Genomic DNA, 17,721 nt, shown 5'->3' on the forward strand with positions numbered 1-17,721 from the left:
CTCCTAATATTTGACTGCTTATGCAGCCTACAACGACGAGCGGCCGCGACGTGCAACGTCAGCGGCCAAATATTCGGCAAATGCCTCAAGACTCATCGAACCCAGGTCTTCGCCAGAGCGTGTACGCACGCTGACGGACCCTGTCTCAACCTCTTTATCACCCACAGTGAGCAAGAAAGGGATCTTCTGAATTGTGTGCTCGCGGATTTTAAAGCCGATCTTCTCATTTCTCAAGTCTGAAATAGCCCGAAACCCCTTGTTTACCAAGGTTTCTTCAACTTTTTGCACATATTCAGCCTGATTGTCCGTAATATTCATGATCACTGCCTGTTCAGGCGCCAACCAGGACGGAAATGCGCCCTCGTAGTTCTCAATCAGAATACCGATAAAACGCTCAAACGAGCCCAAAATGGCACGGTGCAACATCACGGGTGTCTTGCGTGAACCGTCTTCAGCGACATATTGCGCATCCAGGCGGCCCGGCATGGAAAAGTCCACCTGGATAGTGCCGCACTGCCACACTCGACCCAGACAATCTTTCAATGAAAACTCAATCTTGGGACCGTAAAAAGCGCCTTCACCGGGCAACAACTCCCACTCATTGCCTTTCGCGTCCATGGCATCCATCAGGGCTTTTTCGGCCTTATCCCAGACTTCATCACTGCCCACACGCTGCTCCGGGCGAGTGGAGATGCGAATGATCACATCCTCAAAGCCAAAGTCGGCGTAAACGCTGTTGAGCAAATCGGTAAAGGTCGACACCTCATCCTGAATAGCTTCTTCTGCACAGAAGATGTGGGCATCATCCTGGGTAAAGCCACGCACACGCATGATGCCTTGCAAGGTACCGGAAGCCTCATTGCGGTGACAGGAGCCGAACTCTGCCAATCGCAACGGCAGATCGCGGTAGCTCTTCAACCCCTGATTGAACACCTGAATGTGACACGGGCAGTTCATCGGCTTAACGGCATAATCGCGAGCCTCAGACTCCACCGTAAACATGCTGTCGCGGAATTTATCCCAGTGACCGGAGCGCTCCCACAAAGAACGATCCACCACCTGCGGGGTTTTAATTTCCTGATAGCCATTATTGCGCTGCACTTTGCGCATGTATTCTTCGATCGCAGTGTAGATAGACCAGCCTTTGGGGTGCCAAAACACCATGCCCGGCGCTTCTTCCTGCAAATGAAACAGGTTGAATTTTTTACCCAACTTACGATGATCGCGTTTAACCGCCTCTTCGAGGAAGTTCAGGTGGGACTTCAGCTGCTTTTTGTCGGCAAAGGCCACACCGTAGATACGCTGTAACATCTGGTTGTCAGAATCACCACGCCAGTAGGCGCCGTTGATGTTCATCAACTTAAAGTGGTGACAGAACTTCATGTTCGGCACGTGCGGCCCACGACACATATCAATGTATTCTTCGTGCTGGTACAGGCCCGGGGTCGCCGACTGGGGAATATCCCGATCCAGAATTTCCAGCTTGTAGGTTTCACCGCGCGCCTCAAAGGTATCGCGCGCCTCCTGCCAGCTAACGTTCTTTTTGATGACGTCGTAATTGGTTTTGGCCAGTTCCAGCATGCGCTTTTCCAGCGCTGCCATATCCTCTTCCGTCAGTTTGTGCTCAAGGTCCACATCGTAATAAAAGCCGTGCTCAATGGTTGGCCCGATGGCCATTTTGGCGTCAGGCCACAGCTGCTTAATCGCATGCCCCAACAGGTGCGCGCAAGAGTGACGAATGATCTCCAGACCATCTTCGTCTTTGGCGGTAAAAATGCTCAATTCAGCATCTTCTGAGATTAAATCGTGCGCATCCACACGCTCGCCATTGACTCGACCGGCAATGGTCGCCTTGGCCAAACCAGGACCAATATCGGCAGCAACATCGAGAACAGAAACAGGCTTATCAAACTCGCGCTGCGAGCCATCAGGAAGGGTAATTACAGGCATTATATGTCCTAGCTTCAGTGGTGAGCCCTACGTAAGCCCACATGATCGTATTTTAGAGGTGGAAAGCATTAAGGGGGGCAAAGTATAGAGAAGCTGGTGACCAGAAACCAGTGGCCAGCGGTAGAATCTGGAAAAAGAAAGATATCAGTAGCGAGTGGCCACCCCAGGGTGCCTTCTCTTGCTGCGCCATTCACCTTGGGCGAGTAGCGAGTAGCGAGTAGCGAGTAGCGAGTAGCGAGTAGCGAGTAGCGAGTAGCGAGTAGCGAGTAGCGAGTAGCGAGGATAAACCAAAGGAAGATGGGAGCAAGCGGCTTGGGGCCGCATGCTCCCACATCACAACAGTCACAACAAAAAGGGGCTAATCAGGACTGGACGGCGGTCTCTACCCAGTCGATGACTTCTTCGTAGCGTTCGGGCAGCAACGCTTTCAGCTCATCCAGCCCCTGAATCAGCTTTTTATCGCCGCTGTGGGTAAAGGTGATGTGCCCCACCTTGCGCCCCTCGCGCACCTCTTTGCCGTACCAGTAGGGCTCAGCACCTGAAATAGCCCACCAGCGCTCATCGTGCGGCGTACCCAGCAGATTAATCATCACGTTCAGGCCTTTCACCTGGGGCTTGGCCAGTGGCACACCGGCAACCGCACGAATATGACTTTCAAACTGACTGACACTGGCGCCCGCCTGGGTCCAGTGCGCAGTATTGTGTACCCGAGGCGCCAGCTCATTGACGATCAGTTCGTCGCCAACGCGGAAGCACTCCATGGCCATGACACCCACATAATCCAAGCCATCCAGCAACTTACCCAGCATCGCTTCAGCCTTGGGCTGTAACTTATCCAGGCGAGCCAATGGCGCCACAGATGCTGTCAACACGCCGTTGAGCTGCAAAGTCAGGGTCAGCGGGTAAAAGAATTTTTTGCCTTCACGATCACGAACACCAACAATGGCCATTTCTTCGTCAAAGTTAATGCCCTGCTCAACAATGGCCTCGTTGCGCCAATCATCAGGAATTTGCGTATTTTCTGATTGCTTCAGCCAGAACTGGCCACGGCCATCGTAACCACCGGTGCGACGCTTCATCAACGCCCTTTCGCCCAGCTCAGCGTACACCTGCTCGGCTGCCAGCGTGTCGTCGACCAGTTTCCACGGAGAGGTGGCCAGACCAAGATCGTCCAGTAATTGCTTTTGGGTCAGGCGATCCGCCAAACGGCCAAACACATCCAGGTTGATGAAATTTGGGTGCTTGGCCAGCTTTTCAGTGACCGGTGTTGTGGGCCACTGCTCACGCTCAGCGGTCACTACATCATCCGCTTGCAAGTCAGGCAACTGCTCAGAGTCAATATCCACCGGAATGACTTCCACGCTCAACGGCATCGCCGCGTGCTGCAGCATCGCCCCCAATTGACCGTGTCCCAAGACCCAAACTTTACTCATCATCAACTCTCTGCAAATAAAATTTCACTTTCTGCGGCACGCCAGACCAAGAAGATTAAACGCGCGGATCAGGACCTGCCAAAACCGTGTCCGTCTGCTCCTGACGGAAAGCATCAATACGCTTCGCCAATTCTGCATCCGCTGTCGCCAGGATTTGTGCCGCCATCAGGCCCGCATTAAACGCACCCGCAGCACCAATAGCCAGAGTGCCCACTGCAACACCGCGAGGCATCTGCACAATAGATAGCAGACTGTCCTGCCCGCTCAATGCCTTACTCTGTACAGGCACGCCCAGCACAGGTAAACGGGTTTTAGACGCCACCATGCCCGGCAAGTGAGCAGCGCCACCCGCACCGGCAACGATCACCTGATAGCCATTGTCAGCCGCGGAAGCGGCAAAAGACATCAGCTTATCTGGAGTACGGTGAGCAGATACAACCTCGACATGATAATCCACACCCAATTTATCCAGGATATCGGCCGCCTCTTTCATCGTCGGCCAATCACTCTTTGATCCCATAATAATGGCGATTTTTGGTTGCATTGTGCAGTCTCCAGAAGCCCTTAGCTTCTCATGAAAGGCCCCGCCCTTTATTACAGGCTAATTTACAGGCTCTATCTAAAATTTGGCGATTCGAGGCTTAACCAGGCCATTCAGGGCCCCAAACGAAAAAACCCGCCAATAAGCGGGTATTTTACTCACAACACGTCGAAACGAATTGCCTGAATCAGTTTGGTAGGACTACCCAGATTCGAACTGGGGACCTCTACCATGTCAAGGTAGCGCTCTAACCAACTGAGCTATAGTCCTATTGTTTTCACTTGCTTGCTCTTTCACCTACAGGCCTGTCTTTACAGCATAAAACCGATAAGACCAGTCTTTTCAGGAGCTTAGCAACATCCATCTCCCCGAAAGAGGCGCGTACTTTACCAGCACCTTTTGACAGAGGCAAGCCCCCTGTCAACATAAGTTTACGACCGGGTAAAACCACCCCCCAAGCGAGCGGCCAGACCGCTAGCTGCCACCACTCAATCTACTACGCCCCTTTAAAACAAGGTAGAATTTTGCGCACACAAGCGTAGATGGAATGAATCACCATGCGGATAGCAGTCACAGGCGCCAACGGATATGTCGGGTCCGCACTCTGCCAATACCTCCTGGATCAAGGCCTGAAAGTCACTGCCCTGATCCGGCAGCACCGGCAAAGCACGTCCCCGGAACTCGTCAACAATCACCTCCGGCTAGAGAAGGTGGATTACCAGGCCCCCTCATCCCTGGTCCGCGCATTAACCGGTGCCGACGCCGTCATCCACCTGATCGCCAAAACACACGCCAAAGACGCGCTGTCCGAGATCGATGAATATCGCGCCACGAATTTGGGCATCAGCCAGGTGGTTGCTCAAGCGGCCGCGCAAGCCGGAGTTAAGCGCCTTGTTTTTCTCAGCAGCATCAAAGTCAATGGCGAGCATACCGGGCCAACTCCCTTTCGCAACTCTGACCAGCCCGCACCCACAACCGCCTACGGAATCAGCAAACTGGAAGCCGAACAAGCATTAGCCCAATGCTGCCAAAATCAGCTGGAGCTGGTGATCCTCAGACCCCCGCTTATTTATTCAGCCGACGCCAAAGGAAATATCAGCGCACTTAAAAATGCCATCCTGCGAGGCTGGCCACTCCCTTTGGCCCGCATCGACAATAAAAGAAGCATCATTGACCTCAACTTGCTCTGCGACTACCTCTATAAAAGCTGCATCACCGCAGAGGCCAATGGCAAAACCCTGCTGATCAGCAATCACCACCCCGCGTCTACTCCTGAGCTGGTCCAGCGCATCGGCACAGACATTGCCCGCCAACCGCTGCTGCTGCCTGTTCCGACCCCACTGCTCAAAGTGGCCAGCAAGCTCCTGGGAAAACAAGAGCAATTCACCAAACTGTGTGGCAACCTTGAAATTGACCCAACCGAAACAGAACACTTACTGCAACCGAACACGGACAGCCCGCAACCGCACTCAACGCACAAACCGACCAACTTAAGCCAACTCAAATCAAGCCCAGACCAAGCTCAAACCAAACCCCAAGACACCTCTTTTCAACCGTGACAACAACCCAATTATGACAACAATTTCTGCCTTATATTACCTGCTGGGTTTTGCCGGTGCGGCGTTCAGTGCTTACCTGTTAACGCAGCACTACATCCATTACGCCCTTCACAAGGGGGTGGTAGACACCCCAAACGATCGCAGCTCTCACACCACACCGACACCCAGAGGCGGTGGTGTCTCCATCGTCATCGTATCGCTCGCCCTGTTCGCAGTGGCCTTAATGGCCCCAAACCTGTTGGCGACACAACTGACTCCCCCAAATCTGATTGCCCTTCTCCTGGGTGGCTTTATTGTGGCGGCAATCGGGTTTCTTGATGACCTTAACCCCCTCTCCAGCAAAATCCGCTTCAGCGTTCACTTTATTGCCAGCCTGGCAGCACTCTCGCTCATAGAACCACTTCCCACACTCCCCCTGCCAGGCGCGGACATGACTTTGGATGGCATCTGGTTGATCCCCGTAGCGTTAGGACTTACCTGGCTGATTAATTTGTACAATTTTATGGACGGTATCGATGGTATTGCGGCCACAGAGGCCTTGACGGTTCTGGCGGGCGCCATAACCATTGGCATTTTTTCGGCCTCCGCGTCTGAGATCGAATTTCCCTGGGAAATTCTGGCCCTGCTAACCGCTCCACTGCTGGGCTTCCTGCTCCTGAATTGGTCACCGGCAAAAGTCTTTATGGGAGACGGTTGCAGCGGCTTTCTGGGAATCACCCTGGGCTTACTGGCCGTCATTTATGCCGCCAACACCCCGGTCAATCTATGGTGCTGGATTATATTACTGGGCGTGTTTATCACCGATGCCTGCTGGACCCTGGCCACACGCATTGTCACTAAACAAAAGTGGCATCAACCTCATCGTAGCCACTGCTATCAAATTCTCAGCCGAAAACTGCAGTCACACCGCCAAGTCACGTCAGGCGCCGCCGCGATTAACCTGATGTGGCTGACGCCATTAGCCGTATTTGCAAGCCGGCACCCCGAGTATGGCGCCCTCTTCACCTTGCTCGCCTTCACCCCACTGATGCTGCTTTGCCATCGCCACCAAGCGGGCCTGCACAACTAGCTTCACCAGCTCGGCTTGCAGCCTAAGAATAAAATCAGCGGGCTGACCAATTGTTTCAAACCTGTCAACCTCACCCCGATAAAATGTCGCTTTTTTCACTTACAAATCAAACAGTTATTTTTTAAATAAAATTCCCTCACAGGCCTTGACGAGGTGGGGATCGGGCTATAATATACGCGCCATCTTGAGCCAAGGGCAACAAGCCACCAACTTAAGATAACGATTCCGACATAGCTCAGCGGTAGAGCAGTTGACTGTTAATCAATTGGTCCCTGGTTCGATCCCAGGTGTCGGAGCCAAATTTAAAAAGGTCGCACATTGTGCGGCCTTTTTTCGTTTAAGCGCCAACCCTTTCACACTCTTCAGAATGAAGCGTGTCACAGCAGATCAATCCCTACTGCTCACCATTGATTTATACGTGATTCACGGTAATATCCATATAATCAATAAGCTTAAACGGTACCACGGACGAACCGCTGTAAAGCTCCCAAACCATTTGGCCGATTTCACGCAAATCCACTGACTGGTAATCGCTCGGCAGCCTGGAAAAGTTCTCTGCTAACACGCGGAAAACCTCACGGAACTTGAGACAAAGAGCCCTTTGAATGATACATCAGCTTTTAGAATCCAGCCGCCCGACCAAACGCGTCATTTCCGTCATCTACGACACCCTGGCCCTTTGCCTCTCGCTCTATATTGCCTGGGCACTTCGATTGGGCAAGCTTGCCATCGACCCCACTCAAAAAGACCTGGTATGCCTTGGCATTACCGTTTTTGTCTCCATCTACGCGTTTGTACGGCTGGGATTGTATCGCGCCATCTTGCGCTATATGGCGCAAGATGCCGTGGTGAGCATAGCCAGTGGGCTGCTGATATCCTCACTAACTCTGGCCGCCAGTGACTTTTTCCTATCCGCCTCTATTCCGCGATCCGTGCCCGTTATCTATCTGTTACTGGCCACATTTTTAATTGGCCTGCCGCGCTTGATGGTACGCAATATCGTGCAAATGCTGCTACCTGTTGGTGACACCAAAGTCCTGATCTATGGCGCGGGCAGTGCAGGCCGGATGCTGACCGATTCACTGCGACCGAGCCGGGATTATCAACCTGTTGCCTTTCTCGATGACAACCCCAAGCTCTGGAACAGCAACGTCAAAGGCCTCCCGGTACACCCGGGGAAAGACGCTGAAAAGCTGATCAAAAAATATCGCTGTGAAAAAATATTTTTAGCATTAGGCGCCGTTGACCGCCCCTCCAAACATCTGATCATCCGCCAACTGGAAAAATTGAAGATCCAGATTCAGACCATCCCTCCCCTTGAGGAACTCACCAAAGGTCGCCTTAAAATCGATGAAATTCGTGACATTCAGATCGAAGACCTGCTCGGACGAGACCCAGTTGCACCCGATCTGACATTAATGGAATCCAATATTCGCAACAAGGCGGTCATGGTCACCGGTGCAGGAGGCTCCATTGGCTCTGAGCTCTGTCGTCAGATCATTCAACACCAACCCAAGCACCTGATTCTGTTCGAGCTGAATGAATACAACCTGTACGCCATCACTGAAGAGCTACAGTCAATCATCCAGCAAGACAACCTGAATCTCACCCTGATTCCTTTACTCGGTAATGTGCAGGACAAGCAACGCCTGACCCACATCATGAAACTCTATCAGGTGAATACGCTATACCATGCTGCCGCCTACAAACATGTGCCTCTGGTAGAGCAAAATATCATTGAAGGTATTAAGAACAACGTCTTTGGCACACTCCGTTGCGCTCAGTCAGCCATTGAGGCCAATGTAGGCACCTTTGTTCTGATTTCTACGGATAAAGCCGTTCGCCCGACCAACCTGATGGGTGCTTCCAAGCGCTTGGCCGAACTGATTCTGCAAGCGCTGAATATTGAAAGCAACACGCTATTTTGCATGGTCCGATTTGGTAATGTGCTGGGCTCATCCGGCTCTGTAGTACCAAAATTTCGCCAACAAATTGAAGATGGCGGCCCCATCACCGTCACCCACCCTGAAATCACCCGCTACTTTATGACCACTAAAGAAGCCTCCCAGCTGGTCATTCAGGCCGGTGCCATGGCTCAGGGTGGCGAGGTTTTTGTTCTGGAGATGGGAGAACCGGTAAAAATTGCCGATATGGCCAAAGAGATGATCAGTCTTTCAGGATTGTCCGTAAGGGACACCAGTAACCCTGAGGGCGAGATCGAAGTCCAATACACGGGCTTAAGATCCGGCGAAAAGCTGTTTGAAGAGCTGCTCATTGGCAACAACTGTGAGGGCACTGCTCACCCACGGATCATGCGTTCTGAAGAAGAATTTCTTGACTGGGAGACGGTTGAGGTTCTTCTCAATAAAATCAAACATCAATGTTCAATCTTTGATTTTGAGGCTTTACGGAAGATCATTATGGAAGCTCCAACTGCATACGCACCTAACAATAGCATACAGGATCTGACGCATACGATTCTCGCCGACGCCCAGATCTCTCGGGTGAGCGCTTCGTCTAATGTTGTGGGATTACCTATTAACAAATAATCGGCACAATGAAGCAAATTGCGCTTGGCACATAAGGGTTCAGGATAATGACAGGCTTCGTTATCTTTGATTAAAAGCAACCCTGTCGTAATCAGTTAAGAGAGGATTGCTTAACTTGGACCGGCAATCCATATTAAATTAGAGAACTTAATGCATCAATTTATCCAAATCATTAAACATACTTTGTCTACTAGAAATAAAACGCTCGACCAAACAAAGATTTTTTAACAAATCTTTGTGATCATTTGCTTTGCAGAAATTTCAGACTCCGGCTCAAAGGGTTCATTTGGAACCCATTTTTCAGTTGTTTGGATATTGGTTTCAAGATGTCCACCTAGCGCAGTAGTTAACCCTTCAAAAGATATTGTATGGAGATTTACAATTAAATCATCTCCCTAACAGTGTTTAGAACATCAAGATTATAACGAAGCCAAAGAATTTCAGCCCACTCTTTGTTTAAAGCATCTCTTTTATATAAAGATTTGGCAATTTTAGTTGGGTGGTCTATCAGAATTATTCTTTTACTTTTGATGTCCCTTTTTTGACCTAATCTATCCCACAGTTGACTAAGTCTGCACATTCGAGGATCTTTTACCAGAAAAGTAGGGCAACACCCCCTCGTTCAGCTCGCAGCTGATCAATCCAGCGTCGGATGGCCGTTTCCCCAATATCCAAAGAGCGGCGGCTTCGGCTATCGTGTAGCCTTGATCAAGGACTAAGGCCGCCGCATCACATTTAAATTCAGTCGAGAATGACCGAAGCTGTCTTTTCATTAAACACCTCACTGGTGGTGATTTTACCACCTAAGTTGGTGTCCTGGATCATTAGACCGCTACAACAATACATAATGTCTAGAACAACAAGCACTACTTTACATTGTGTTTATTTTATTTATGAGGTGGAAACAATCATTGAATTTGTTGCGTTGATATAAATTTTCAAGCTTTGAAAGGGCTGCAACATAATATATAGAAGCTAATTGCTCTTCATTTAAATCTAAAACCTTCTGAAATCGAAAAGAAAGACCGGAAATATCTTCCACATCCCAATCATATCCTAAAGGTTCAAAAACCCAAGTCGGCCAATGTGCCAACAAAATGACTCTGTCTTCTGATTCATAAATGGCCTCTGAATGGATTCGTTGATGTAGTCTAAGTGGGACATTAATTACCATTTGAGATAATACATCTAGGGACTTAATAAATTTTCCAAAGGCCTGTCTATGCTCAACCGGACAAACCAATGATAATTTCTGAAAATCATTGTTCCGCAAACGACGACCGAGAGTTTCTCTCGATCGAACATATTTTTCTAAAAGCTCATCAGGAGGTACAGTGAATGCAAGTGATTCCCTTAATGCCGACTTTGATGAATTCAAATCATTACCTCTTTTATGTTTCAAATCTGAAACATCTAGCACATGACAATGGACACCTTTCAAAGTTACCACATATAACAACGTCGGACATGGAAAGACTCCATCCGAGTCGAGCAAAAGGGTTGCCTCATGCTTGGCTTTAACAAGTGCATTTGATTGAAAGAATTTCAACAAATATCTCTTTGCACTATTCGTAAACACTACAGATATAAAGACGACATAATTTTCGCCACTATCAATCCACTCAGCATTAAAGCTTGCCCCAACAAGAAGATCGTCATCTGCCTCCTTCCCTACTAATCTACATGATTCTTCAATCCCAAACTCTTTGAGCAAAATCCATGCACTTTTCATATGTTTGGCTCCGTCTGTTTTATGAGCCAGAACCTTGCCTTCAAAAAATAAAACATCAACTTTTTCATGCTGTTTACATATAAATGAAAAATGTCTAAGAGCAACTCCTAGTTTCGACATAATTTGTCGAGACAAAATTAATACCAATATTGCACTTACAAAATTATCAGTATTAAAATATAGAATATCTATAACTATGAAAATAAAAATAGCAAGAAATACAATCCCTGACACCTTTTCATATAGACCAACTCCATCTGTATTTCCATCTACTCCTCCAGCCCCACTCCTCCTAATAAAGGCAGCCCAATATAATCCAGAAAATACAATAAAACATAACGACAGCCCAAGCTTTGGATATAAAAAAACCAAAACTACATTTGCAATAAAGATAAAACAGAAATTAGAAATTGCCTGAACATAACGTGAAAATATATTCTTGGAGAAATCTATCTGATTTTCAAACAAAATTATTTTATTTGTTTTATCAGCTACTTTTTTTGAACATTTAAAAGATTCAGACATACAAAATCGAGCTGTTACTGCATGACCTACATAACACATAAGAGCCAATATAGTCATACCCAATATAAGATGCTCCTTACTATAAACCTGTAAAAAGTTCGGCATATATGAAGGTATGTTTACTTGTCCCAGTAACATAATAATTTTTATAGGAAGGAAAAATGAAGCTAATTGAAGTATTTGAGCAACGATGGTTAAAAAAATAACTAAAAAAGTACCATATGGCGCAGCTAATATAAGCTGCTTACCAAGCCAAAATAACCATTTAACATCAGCAACATTATTTGTCATACATTATTCGCACTTACAGAGAAACTTGATATTTTTCAAGAACAGGCAGACGGTATATAAATTACTAGGCCCAAATATTGTAATGCCATCAATAATTTTATAGACGTTGACTCAATAGAATTCATTTGAAAAATGATTAAAATCATTGTTATCAGACATGCATGCTATGAATTGCAACTTTAATCACACAAACACCCCTGAGAAATAATTTATTTACGACCAAACTAAGTCCAGCACCAAAACAAACCCCCAAAATTATAAAGTAACTATCCCGAGCTTTAATTGTGAACCGCTCAAAGCGGTCTTAGCGGTGCTAACGCTCCTTCGTCCCAAAGGGGCCCCTGCTCACCTCTTATACCAACTTCTACTGATCTACTCGAATGTCCTCTGCTTCTTGGTGACGAATGTACTCACGTGTGACCTTCTCATCTCGGCCAACTATCGAGAAAAAGTACTCTCTTGCCCCAAAATGCTGACCAACATAATTTCTCTGGCTACCAAAGTACCTCCTAGCAATATGGATGGCGCTTTTACCTTTGATATGACCCACTGCCTGAGAAACAACGTAACTGGGAAGCATCGTAATCATCATGTGCACATGATCTGTCATAATATGCTCTTCTTCGATCAAACTCTTTCTCTCGGGCCAAGCTGTGAAACACCTCTGGCAAATCCCTCCGAATTTTCCCGAATAAGGCCTTTCTCCGGTACTTGGGGATAAATACTATATGTACTTACACTCCCACTTGCTGTGACTTAAATTATTCACTTGTCTCATAGTGACTCCTTTGTGTGTATTACTTGGCGGCTTTGACATCGGATTTACTATGGGAGACTTAAGGATTTGTCAAACACTGGATGCATCCCCCAGCAGAGCTGGAGAACCTCCATTTTGGACTAGCCAGTTAGATTAATATTCTGCTACCTTTTGTGAGTACAGAAATTTTTACTTTAATGATAAAACCAAAGAGTCATAACTCCACACCCATAAAGCCTACTGCTACACCTATTGAAAATCAGCCCCTTTACAAGTTAATAATATTACTAACCTGTAACCACAATAATTACATCTAAAAAGCGGGGGTATGATACTTGTAGTGGTCAACTAATTCCGGAGAGTGATTTAAGTTTTTCTTCCTTCGCTACCGGCGGCAGACCATCATTCCCTGCATGGGCTCTGCGCTGATTGTAGTAAGTCATCAGATACCAACCAATACCCATGGTTACTTCTACCATGGAGCGGTAGCCAGTATTTAGAACCCACTCCGTTTTTAGGCTTCTAAACAGCCGCCCCATCGGCGCGTTATCCCAACAATTACCACGACGACTCATGCTTTGCTTAAATCGATAGCGCCATAACTGTTGCCGGAACCTCAAGCTGCTGTAATGTGATCCTTGATCCGAGTGGAACATGACGCTTTCTGGTTTACCTCGACGGTGGTAGGCGTCTTCCAGCGCCTTGATCGTTAGATTGGCATCCGCTTTGTCTGACAAAGACTAACCCACAACCCGGCGTGCGTACAAGTCTATAACAACCGCCAGATAAACCCAGCGAGATCCAGCCCAAATGTACGTGGTATCGCCACAGCAAACCAGGTTCGGGCGGTCGACATCAAATTCCCGGTTCAAATGGTTTGGGGCATCAGGACGTTCCACCGTAGCCTGCTTGTACTAGTGCGGACCCGGCTCCTTACAGATTAGTCCTAACTCTTCCATCAGGCGACCGATCAGAAAGCGGCCAAGATGGATGCTATCCTCCGCCAGCAGATGCTTGATCGTCCTGGTCCCAGCTGAGCAGCGACTCTCTAAACGCCTGATTTACCTGAATCTTTAAGTATTCCCGTACAGAGTTTACCCTTCCTTTTCTGCTACGATAGTCATAATAACTGGATCGCTTTACATCAAACGCCCGACAGACCTTTTCAACAGACTCCTGCTCACTCAACTGGTCTATCAGTTGGTACGATTCTACTCGTCTGACATCAAGAGAGCGGTAGCCTTTTGTTATGCGTTTTCAGTTTCTAAATCACGAACCCGCTTTTCCAGCTCTTGAATACGCGTTTGCTCTGGTGCCATAGTCTTGCTGGTTGGGGTAACACCCCCTCGTTCAGCCCGCAACTGATCAATCCAGCGTCGGAGGGTTTCCCCAATATCCAAAGAGCGGCAGGCTTCGGCTATCGTGTAACCTTGATCAAGGACCAAGGCCGCCGCATCATGTTTAAATTCAGTCGAGAATGACCGAGGCTGTCTTTTCATTGAACACCTCACTGGTGGTGGTTTTACCACCTAAGTTGGTGTCCGGGATCATTAGACCACTACACATTATACCTATCAAAAAACGCTGTAATTACCCCCCCCCCTTGTATATATCAAGAATATACAAATGCCTAAATCCCCCAGAGTAGCAATTTAGAGAATTTATAAGTAATCCAATATAGTCATGAACCTAGCTATCACGCAACGACCCAACAAGCACGGCAACAGATTTAGATAATTTAAAAAGAACCTTTAATTAAAATCGCCCATTATCTTGATAACAAATCAATCAATGGGGCATAAAGTCAAGTTGGGATTTGATTGTAGCTAATGTATTATTCAATTCCACAGACCCTGCACCTCGAAGAGTTGATAAGGCCGACAATAAAGCCTTTCTATCCTCATCTGTTTTAAGTGAACAAGCTAACTGACGGTACAATTCAATAGCTTGCCAACTCATTGACTGATTAACCATCACTTTTCTTTTACTTTTTAGATCAATACCCATCAATTCCAGAAAAACATTAGGCATGTGTTTTACAAACTTAGGAAAATCAATCACCTCAAAGTCATCTTGAATAGAATTGAACAACTCATTCATCCTAACCACAAAATCAGGCAATAACTTCTCATAAAAACTTAAAAAATCTTCAGGGTGAGAGCTTTTTTTCACCATATCCTTGTAGGATGAGGTAACAAACTCAGATGGCTTCCTTTTACACATCATTACCTTTAAGTCACCTTCGAAAAAAACACTCCTAAGAGACGAAAACACAGCAGGGTAAGCAGAATAAAATGTCCAATCCCGCCCTTGACCTTTTGCAAAAGGATGGCCAGTCATAGGCCCTAATAAATTTTCATCACTCACGATTAACTTATGGTGCTCTGAAGTGTAACTATTTTTGAGCTCTAAAAATAATTTAGAAATGTTATGTATCAGCTCTTCCTTTTCTCTCCGCCCAAGCAAATAGCCTTGTATTTCTCTTGTGTATCTATTTCGCCACTCTTTATACTCCTCCTTATTAGAGGACCTTACTGTAAGCAGAGAAAATCCAATCTCTTTAAGATAGTCTTCGTTAGACTCTAATAAATTCTGAAAGCTAGTCGTTGCTGTTTTATGTGGCCCCAAATGGAACAAATTAGTATGTTTAATTATATTTTGCAGTCCATCATCTGAATTTGATGAAGCGAAAATAGATTCAAACTCTTGGCGCTTCGACCAATGATTGCTCTTTTTATGTGACAAATCATTAACAAATGAAAAATAGTTTTGGCACTCTGATTGTGTGAGTATCTTCAACAATCGATCTTCACACAGCTCTTTAACTTCATTAAAAACTCCTGGCCCAGTAACTCTCCATATATCATTACTCACTTGAGATTGGATATTATTAACAATTCTATCAAAAATTAATGAGAGCACAGGGTTACCAGGAGGAGACGCAACAAACCCATTACAAATACCGCCATGCCACTTTTTTACTACAACCAGTTTATCAGAATCACCTAAAAGACTGTCTATATTTGACCAACAAGCAGTACCGGCATCTATATAAACTCCTCCGTACTCTAATAGATATGCGACGCGAAAAAAATCAGACCGCATTGCTGGTAGTCGGCACTTCAAAAAAGCGTCCAGAACTTCTTGGCTATAATATTCTTTTATGAATTTTTTAGCATCTCTAAAACAAAAACATTTATACCCATAAAATGGATTCATGTCTTGCCAACTTTTTAATAAAGAATTAATGTCTTCGGGAGTTTCATCTTGATCCCAATATTGAATAATAACTCTAGGTATCATTAGTTCACCTAACTGAAGTATAAAATTTGAAACTGGGCATCAAGTTAAAACTAAACGCCTCACTAAATCTCTGTGTTCTTTAAAACTTTAACACCTGCTCTAACGCTGAATGTATAAAACATCTATCCCCCCCTTTTAAATCAACGTATATTGATAATTTCTGAACAATCTTTTTCATAAAGAAGTTTAAGCTTGGTGTTAGAGGTACTAAATTTTTTGTTAAAGGCGGCACACTCTTGACTAGATGTAAGAGCCGGAGTTCCCGAAAAGATGTAGGACACTATACCCCTTATTGTTTTTGCTAATCGAGGATGGACAAAACGCCCACCCAATGAAATCAACCGATTCACAACTCTCATAATACTCACGCCCAAATTACTTAGTGAGGTGTTTTTTTCTTTCAAAAACTTAAAATTTTTATTATTTATTCCGAGACTGCAGATAAAATCTTTAACCACATCCCCTTCTTTTAAAGAGCACCGCTCAAAAAACCTAATTCTTACATTTCCTGGACCAAACTCACCAGCCCAGTTTTTATAAATTTCAAAAAAATCATAATAGTAAGGAAGCCGGCCATTAGGGTTCACAACGGGAAACTGAAAAGGGAGGTGATTACCAGACTTTAAAGAGGTAGAATATAAACTAATCGCCATTTTATCCTGGCGCCTTACATACATAATAACAGTAACATCATCAAATAAATTTTCAAACAAACACTTCAACCTAGAAAACTCTTCCCTAGATCTTATTCTTGAATGAAGCCATTCATTTGAAATCAAAACAGTATCACAGTTACTTTTGAGGACTTCATTTCTGAACTTTTCTTCTATTGGCAATCTGGCAGAATTTAGATCCTGCCCCCGCTTTAAGAAACGAGACAGCCCTTTATCCTCGTCACAAGCATATACTGCCAACTGAATATGATTATCTTTTCCTAATGATGTTGGCAAAAGAATCTTGTTATCGCGCTCCAAACCCCCCCTGTTTACATTCAAAAAATTCTGGATAGATGTGGAGCCAGTTTTTTCACAACCAATATGTAAAATCAACTTCTTCATTTTCAAGATTTCACTAACTCTTTCAAATTGAGAGACTCATTTAACTTCTCGTATATTTGAAAGTACGTTTCTACAATTTCCCGAGAGTTATAATATTTTTTCCTACCTATTTTTATCATATCTTCCGAATCAAATTCGAACTTAACTCCTTTATGCAGATCACCTGCAAGAGTGGGCAGCCCCATAGATGGATTTGCTAACGGAATAAACTGGTCCAACATCTCTACATCCTTAACCCTAAAAGGAAGCCATTTACCTTTAACCTTAATATCTGAATAAGACAATATTCTTTTTGCATACTCACGAAGGAGAAACATATTTGGGTGATTAAAAGTAAAAAAAAGTCTTTCTTTACGAAATTTAGATTCGAGAAAATCTGTAATTTTTACATCAACTTTACTTTCTCTTTCTTTTAATGCCAGTAGGGATTTTTTCAGTTCTGACTTATAAATCTCATTATATTCTTCGCTCAACAATCGTTTTTCCGCTACATCTTGAGATGAGCCCTCTCTCCATGCCTCAAAAATAGTCCGATTATGATAGTCACCCATAGGCCCCCTAAGCGCCCCTCTACCAGGTATACGAATATAAAACCAATCGGGTGTATAACCATTAAAATATAGATTGACTATAGATACTACTTTTTCCTTATATCGTGATTTAAGAAAGCCAGTTTGCACAAAATCACATGGATATGAATCTAGCACCAACTGTGAAACGATCAAATCCGCCTCTTCAAAATATTTTTGATATTCGGAAAATTGCTCAGACTTTAAAAGATGAACAATTGCGGTAACCGTTACTACAATCGATGGGTTCAGACTTTCCAGCAACTTAGCCAAGGGTCTTGCCTGACAATTACCAACTACTACAACTTTAATTTTTTCCATATAGTCTTAAACCTATTAAGTTAAGCCGCTAACGCTGGCATACACCAAGCCAATGGGTTTAAAA

At 45.4% G+C, this 17,721-nt stretch carries 10 protein-coding genes, 2 tRNA genes and 3 pseudogenes; 4 read left to right on the forward strand and 11 right to left on the reverse strand.

All coding sequences use genetic code 11. The features are described from left to right. Nucleotides 1-27 precede the first annotated feature (27 nt). From thrS to G8770_RS02730, 4 genes are all read right to left on the reverse strand, one after another. Entirely contained in the window at nucleotides 28-1,950 is a 1,923-nt protein-coding gene (gene thrS, locus G8770_RS02715) for a threonine--tRNA ligase (protein ID WP_167181530.1), read from the reverse strand. 362 nt (nucleotides 1,951-2,312) lie between these two features. Further along, a complete protein-coding gene (gene purK, locus G8770_RS02720; protein WP_167181532.1) occupies nucleotides 2,313-3,383 on the reverse strand; it encodes a 5-(carboxyamino)imidazole ribonucleotide synthase in 1,071 nt (356 codons plus the stop codon). Nucleotides 3,384-3,438: 55 nt separating this feature from the next. Continuing rightward, nucleotides 3,439-3,927, reverse strand: a complete 489-nt coding sequence (gene purE / locus G8770_RS02725; protein WP_167181534.1) for a 5-(carboxyamino)imidazole ribonucleotide mutase — start codon at nucleotides 3,925-3,927, stop codon at nucleotides 3,439-3,441. A 190-nt stretch (nucleotides 3,928-4,117) separates the two neighbouring features. Next, nucleotides 4,118-4,194: transfer RNA gene (locus G8770_RS02730), tRNA-Val, on the reverse strand. Between the two features lie 287 nt (nucleotides 4,195-4,481). On the opposite strand from G8770_RS02730, the gene G8770_RS02735 reads away from it, so the two are divergent. From G8770_RS02735 to G8770_RS02750, 4 genes are all read left to right on the forward strand, one after another. After that, nucleotides 4,482-5,483 (forward strand): NAD-dependent epimerase/dehydratase family protein, encoded by a 1,002-nt coding sequence (locus G8770_RS02735; protein ID WP_167181536.1) that lies wholly within the window; start codon nucleotides 4,482-4,484, stop codon nucleotides 5,481-5,483. 13 nt (nucleotides 5,484-5,496) lie between these two features. Beyond that, nucleotides 5,497-6,552, forward strand: coding sequence for an MraY family glycosyltransferase (locus G8770_RS02740; protein WP_167181538.1), 1,056 nt, complete (start codon nucleotides 5,497-5,499; stop codon nucleotides 6,550-6,552). Between the two features lie 224 nt (nucleotides 6,553-6,776). Further along, a tRNA-Asn gene (locus G8770_RS02745) sits at nucleotides 6,777-6,851 on the forward strand. Between the two features lie 306 nt (nucleotides 6,852-7,157). Further along, nucleotides 7,158-9,101, forward strand: a complete 1,944-nt coding sequence (locus G8770_RS02750; RefSeq protein ID WP_167181540.1) for a polysaccharide biosynthesis protein — start codon at nucleotides 7,158-7,160, stop codon at nucleotides 9,099-9,101. 612 nt (nucleotides 9,102-9,713) lie between these two features. On the opposite strand, the pseudogene G8770_RS24030 reads toward G8770_RS02750, so the two are convergent. The 7 genes and pseudogenes from G8770_RS24030 to G8770_RS02780 form a co-directional block, all read right to left on the reverse strand. Next, nucleotides 9,714-9,874: pseudogene (locus G8770_RS24030) on the reverse strand (transposase); the annotation flags it as partial. A gap of 98 nt (nucleotides 9,875-9,972) precedes the next feature. After that, complete coding sequence (locus tag G8770_RS02755; protein WP_167181541.1) at nucleotides 9,973-11,649, reverse strand: hypothetical protein; 1,677 nt, start codon at nucleotides 11,647-11,649, stop codon at nucleotides 9,973-9,975. Nucleotides 11,650-12,013: 364 nt separating this feature from the next. Beyond that, nucleotides 12,014-12,427 (reverse strand): annotated as a pseudogene (gene tnpA, locus G8770_RS02760) (IS200/IS605 family transposase). Between the two features lie 323 nt (nucleotides 12,428-12,750). Further along, a pseudogene (locus G8770_RS02765) lies at nucleotides 12,751-13,905 on the reverse strand (IS3 family transposase). 289 nt (nucleotides 13,906-14,194) lie between these two features. Beyond that, nucleotides 14,195-15,709: a glycosyltransferase family 32 protein gene (locus G8770_RS02770; RefSeq protein ID WP_167181543.1), complete on the reverse strand. Its 1,515-nt coding sequence runs from the start codon at nucleotides 15,707-15,709 to the stop codon at nucleotides 14,195-14,197. Nucleotides 15,710-15,849: 140 nt separating this feature from the next. Then, a complete protein-coding gene (locus tag G8770_RS02775) occupies nucleotides 15,850-16,767 on the reverse strand; it encodes a hypothetical protein (protein WP_167181545.1) in 918 nt (305 codons plus the stop codon). Between the two features lie 2 nt (nucleotides 16,768-16,769). Continuing rightward, the gene (locus G8770_RS02780) at nucleotides 16,770-17,657 is read right to left on the reverse strand and encodes a WcbI family polysaccharide biosynthesis putative acetyltransferase (protein ID WP_167181547.1); all 888 of its coding nucleotides are present in this window, start codon (nucleotides 17,655-17,657) and stop codon (nucleotides 16,770-16,772) included. Nucleotides 17,658-17,721: the final 64 nt, after the last annotated feature.

This window comes from Pseudomaricurvus hydrocarbonicus (genome assembly GCF_011602365.1).
In the GTDB taxonomy this organism is placed as follows: domain Bacteria; phylum Pseudomonadota; class Gammaproteobacteria; order Pseudomonadales; family Cellvibrionaceae; genus Pseudomaricurvus; species Pseudomaricurvus hydrocarbonicus.

What these genes read in the sequence shown, in the direction of transcription:
- thrS (WP_167181530.1), bottom strand. Translation starts at nt 1,950, where the DNA reads ATGCCTGTAATTACCCTTCCTGATGGCTCGCAGCGCGAGTTTGATAAG.
- purK (WP_167181532.1), bottom strand. Translation starts at nt 3,383, where the DNA reads ATGAGTAAAGTTTGGGTCTTGGGACACGGTCAATTGGGGGCGATGCTG.
- purE (WP_167181534.1), bottom strand. Translation starts at nt 3,927, where the DNA reads ATGCAACCAAAAATCGCCATTATTATGGGATCAAAGAGTGATTGGCCG.
- G8770_RS02735 (WP_167181536.1), top strand. Translation starts at nt 4,482, where the DNA reads ATGCGGATAGCAGTCACAGGCGCCAACGGATATGTCGGGTCCGCACTC.
- G8770_RS02740 (WP_167181538.1), top strand. Translation starts at nt 5,497, where the DNA reads ATGACAACAATTTCTGCCTTATATTACCTGCTGGGTTTTGCCGGTGCG.
- G8770_RS02750 (WP_167181540.1), top strand. Translation starts at nt 7,158, where the DNA reads ATGATACATCAGCTTTTAGAATCCAGCCGCCCGACCAAACGCGTCATT.
- G8770_RS02755 (WP_167181541.1), bottom strand. Translation starts at nt 11,649, where the DNA reads ATGACAAATAATGTTGCTGATGTTAAATGGTTATTTTGGCTTGGTAAG.
- G8770_RS02770 (WP_167181543.1), bottom strand. Translation starts at nt 15,709, where the DNA reads ATGATACCTAGAGTTATTATTCAATATTGGGATCAAGATGAAACTCCC.
- G8770_RS02775 (WP_167181545.1), bottom strand. Translation starts at nt 16,767, where the DNA reads ATGAAGAAGTTGATTTTACATATTGGTTGTGAAAAAACTGGCTCCACA.
- G8770_RS02780 (WP_167181547.1), bottom strand. Translation starts at nt 17,657, where the DNA reads ATGGAAAAAATTAAAGTTGTAGTAGTTGGTAATTGTCAGGCAAGACCC.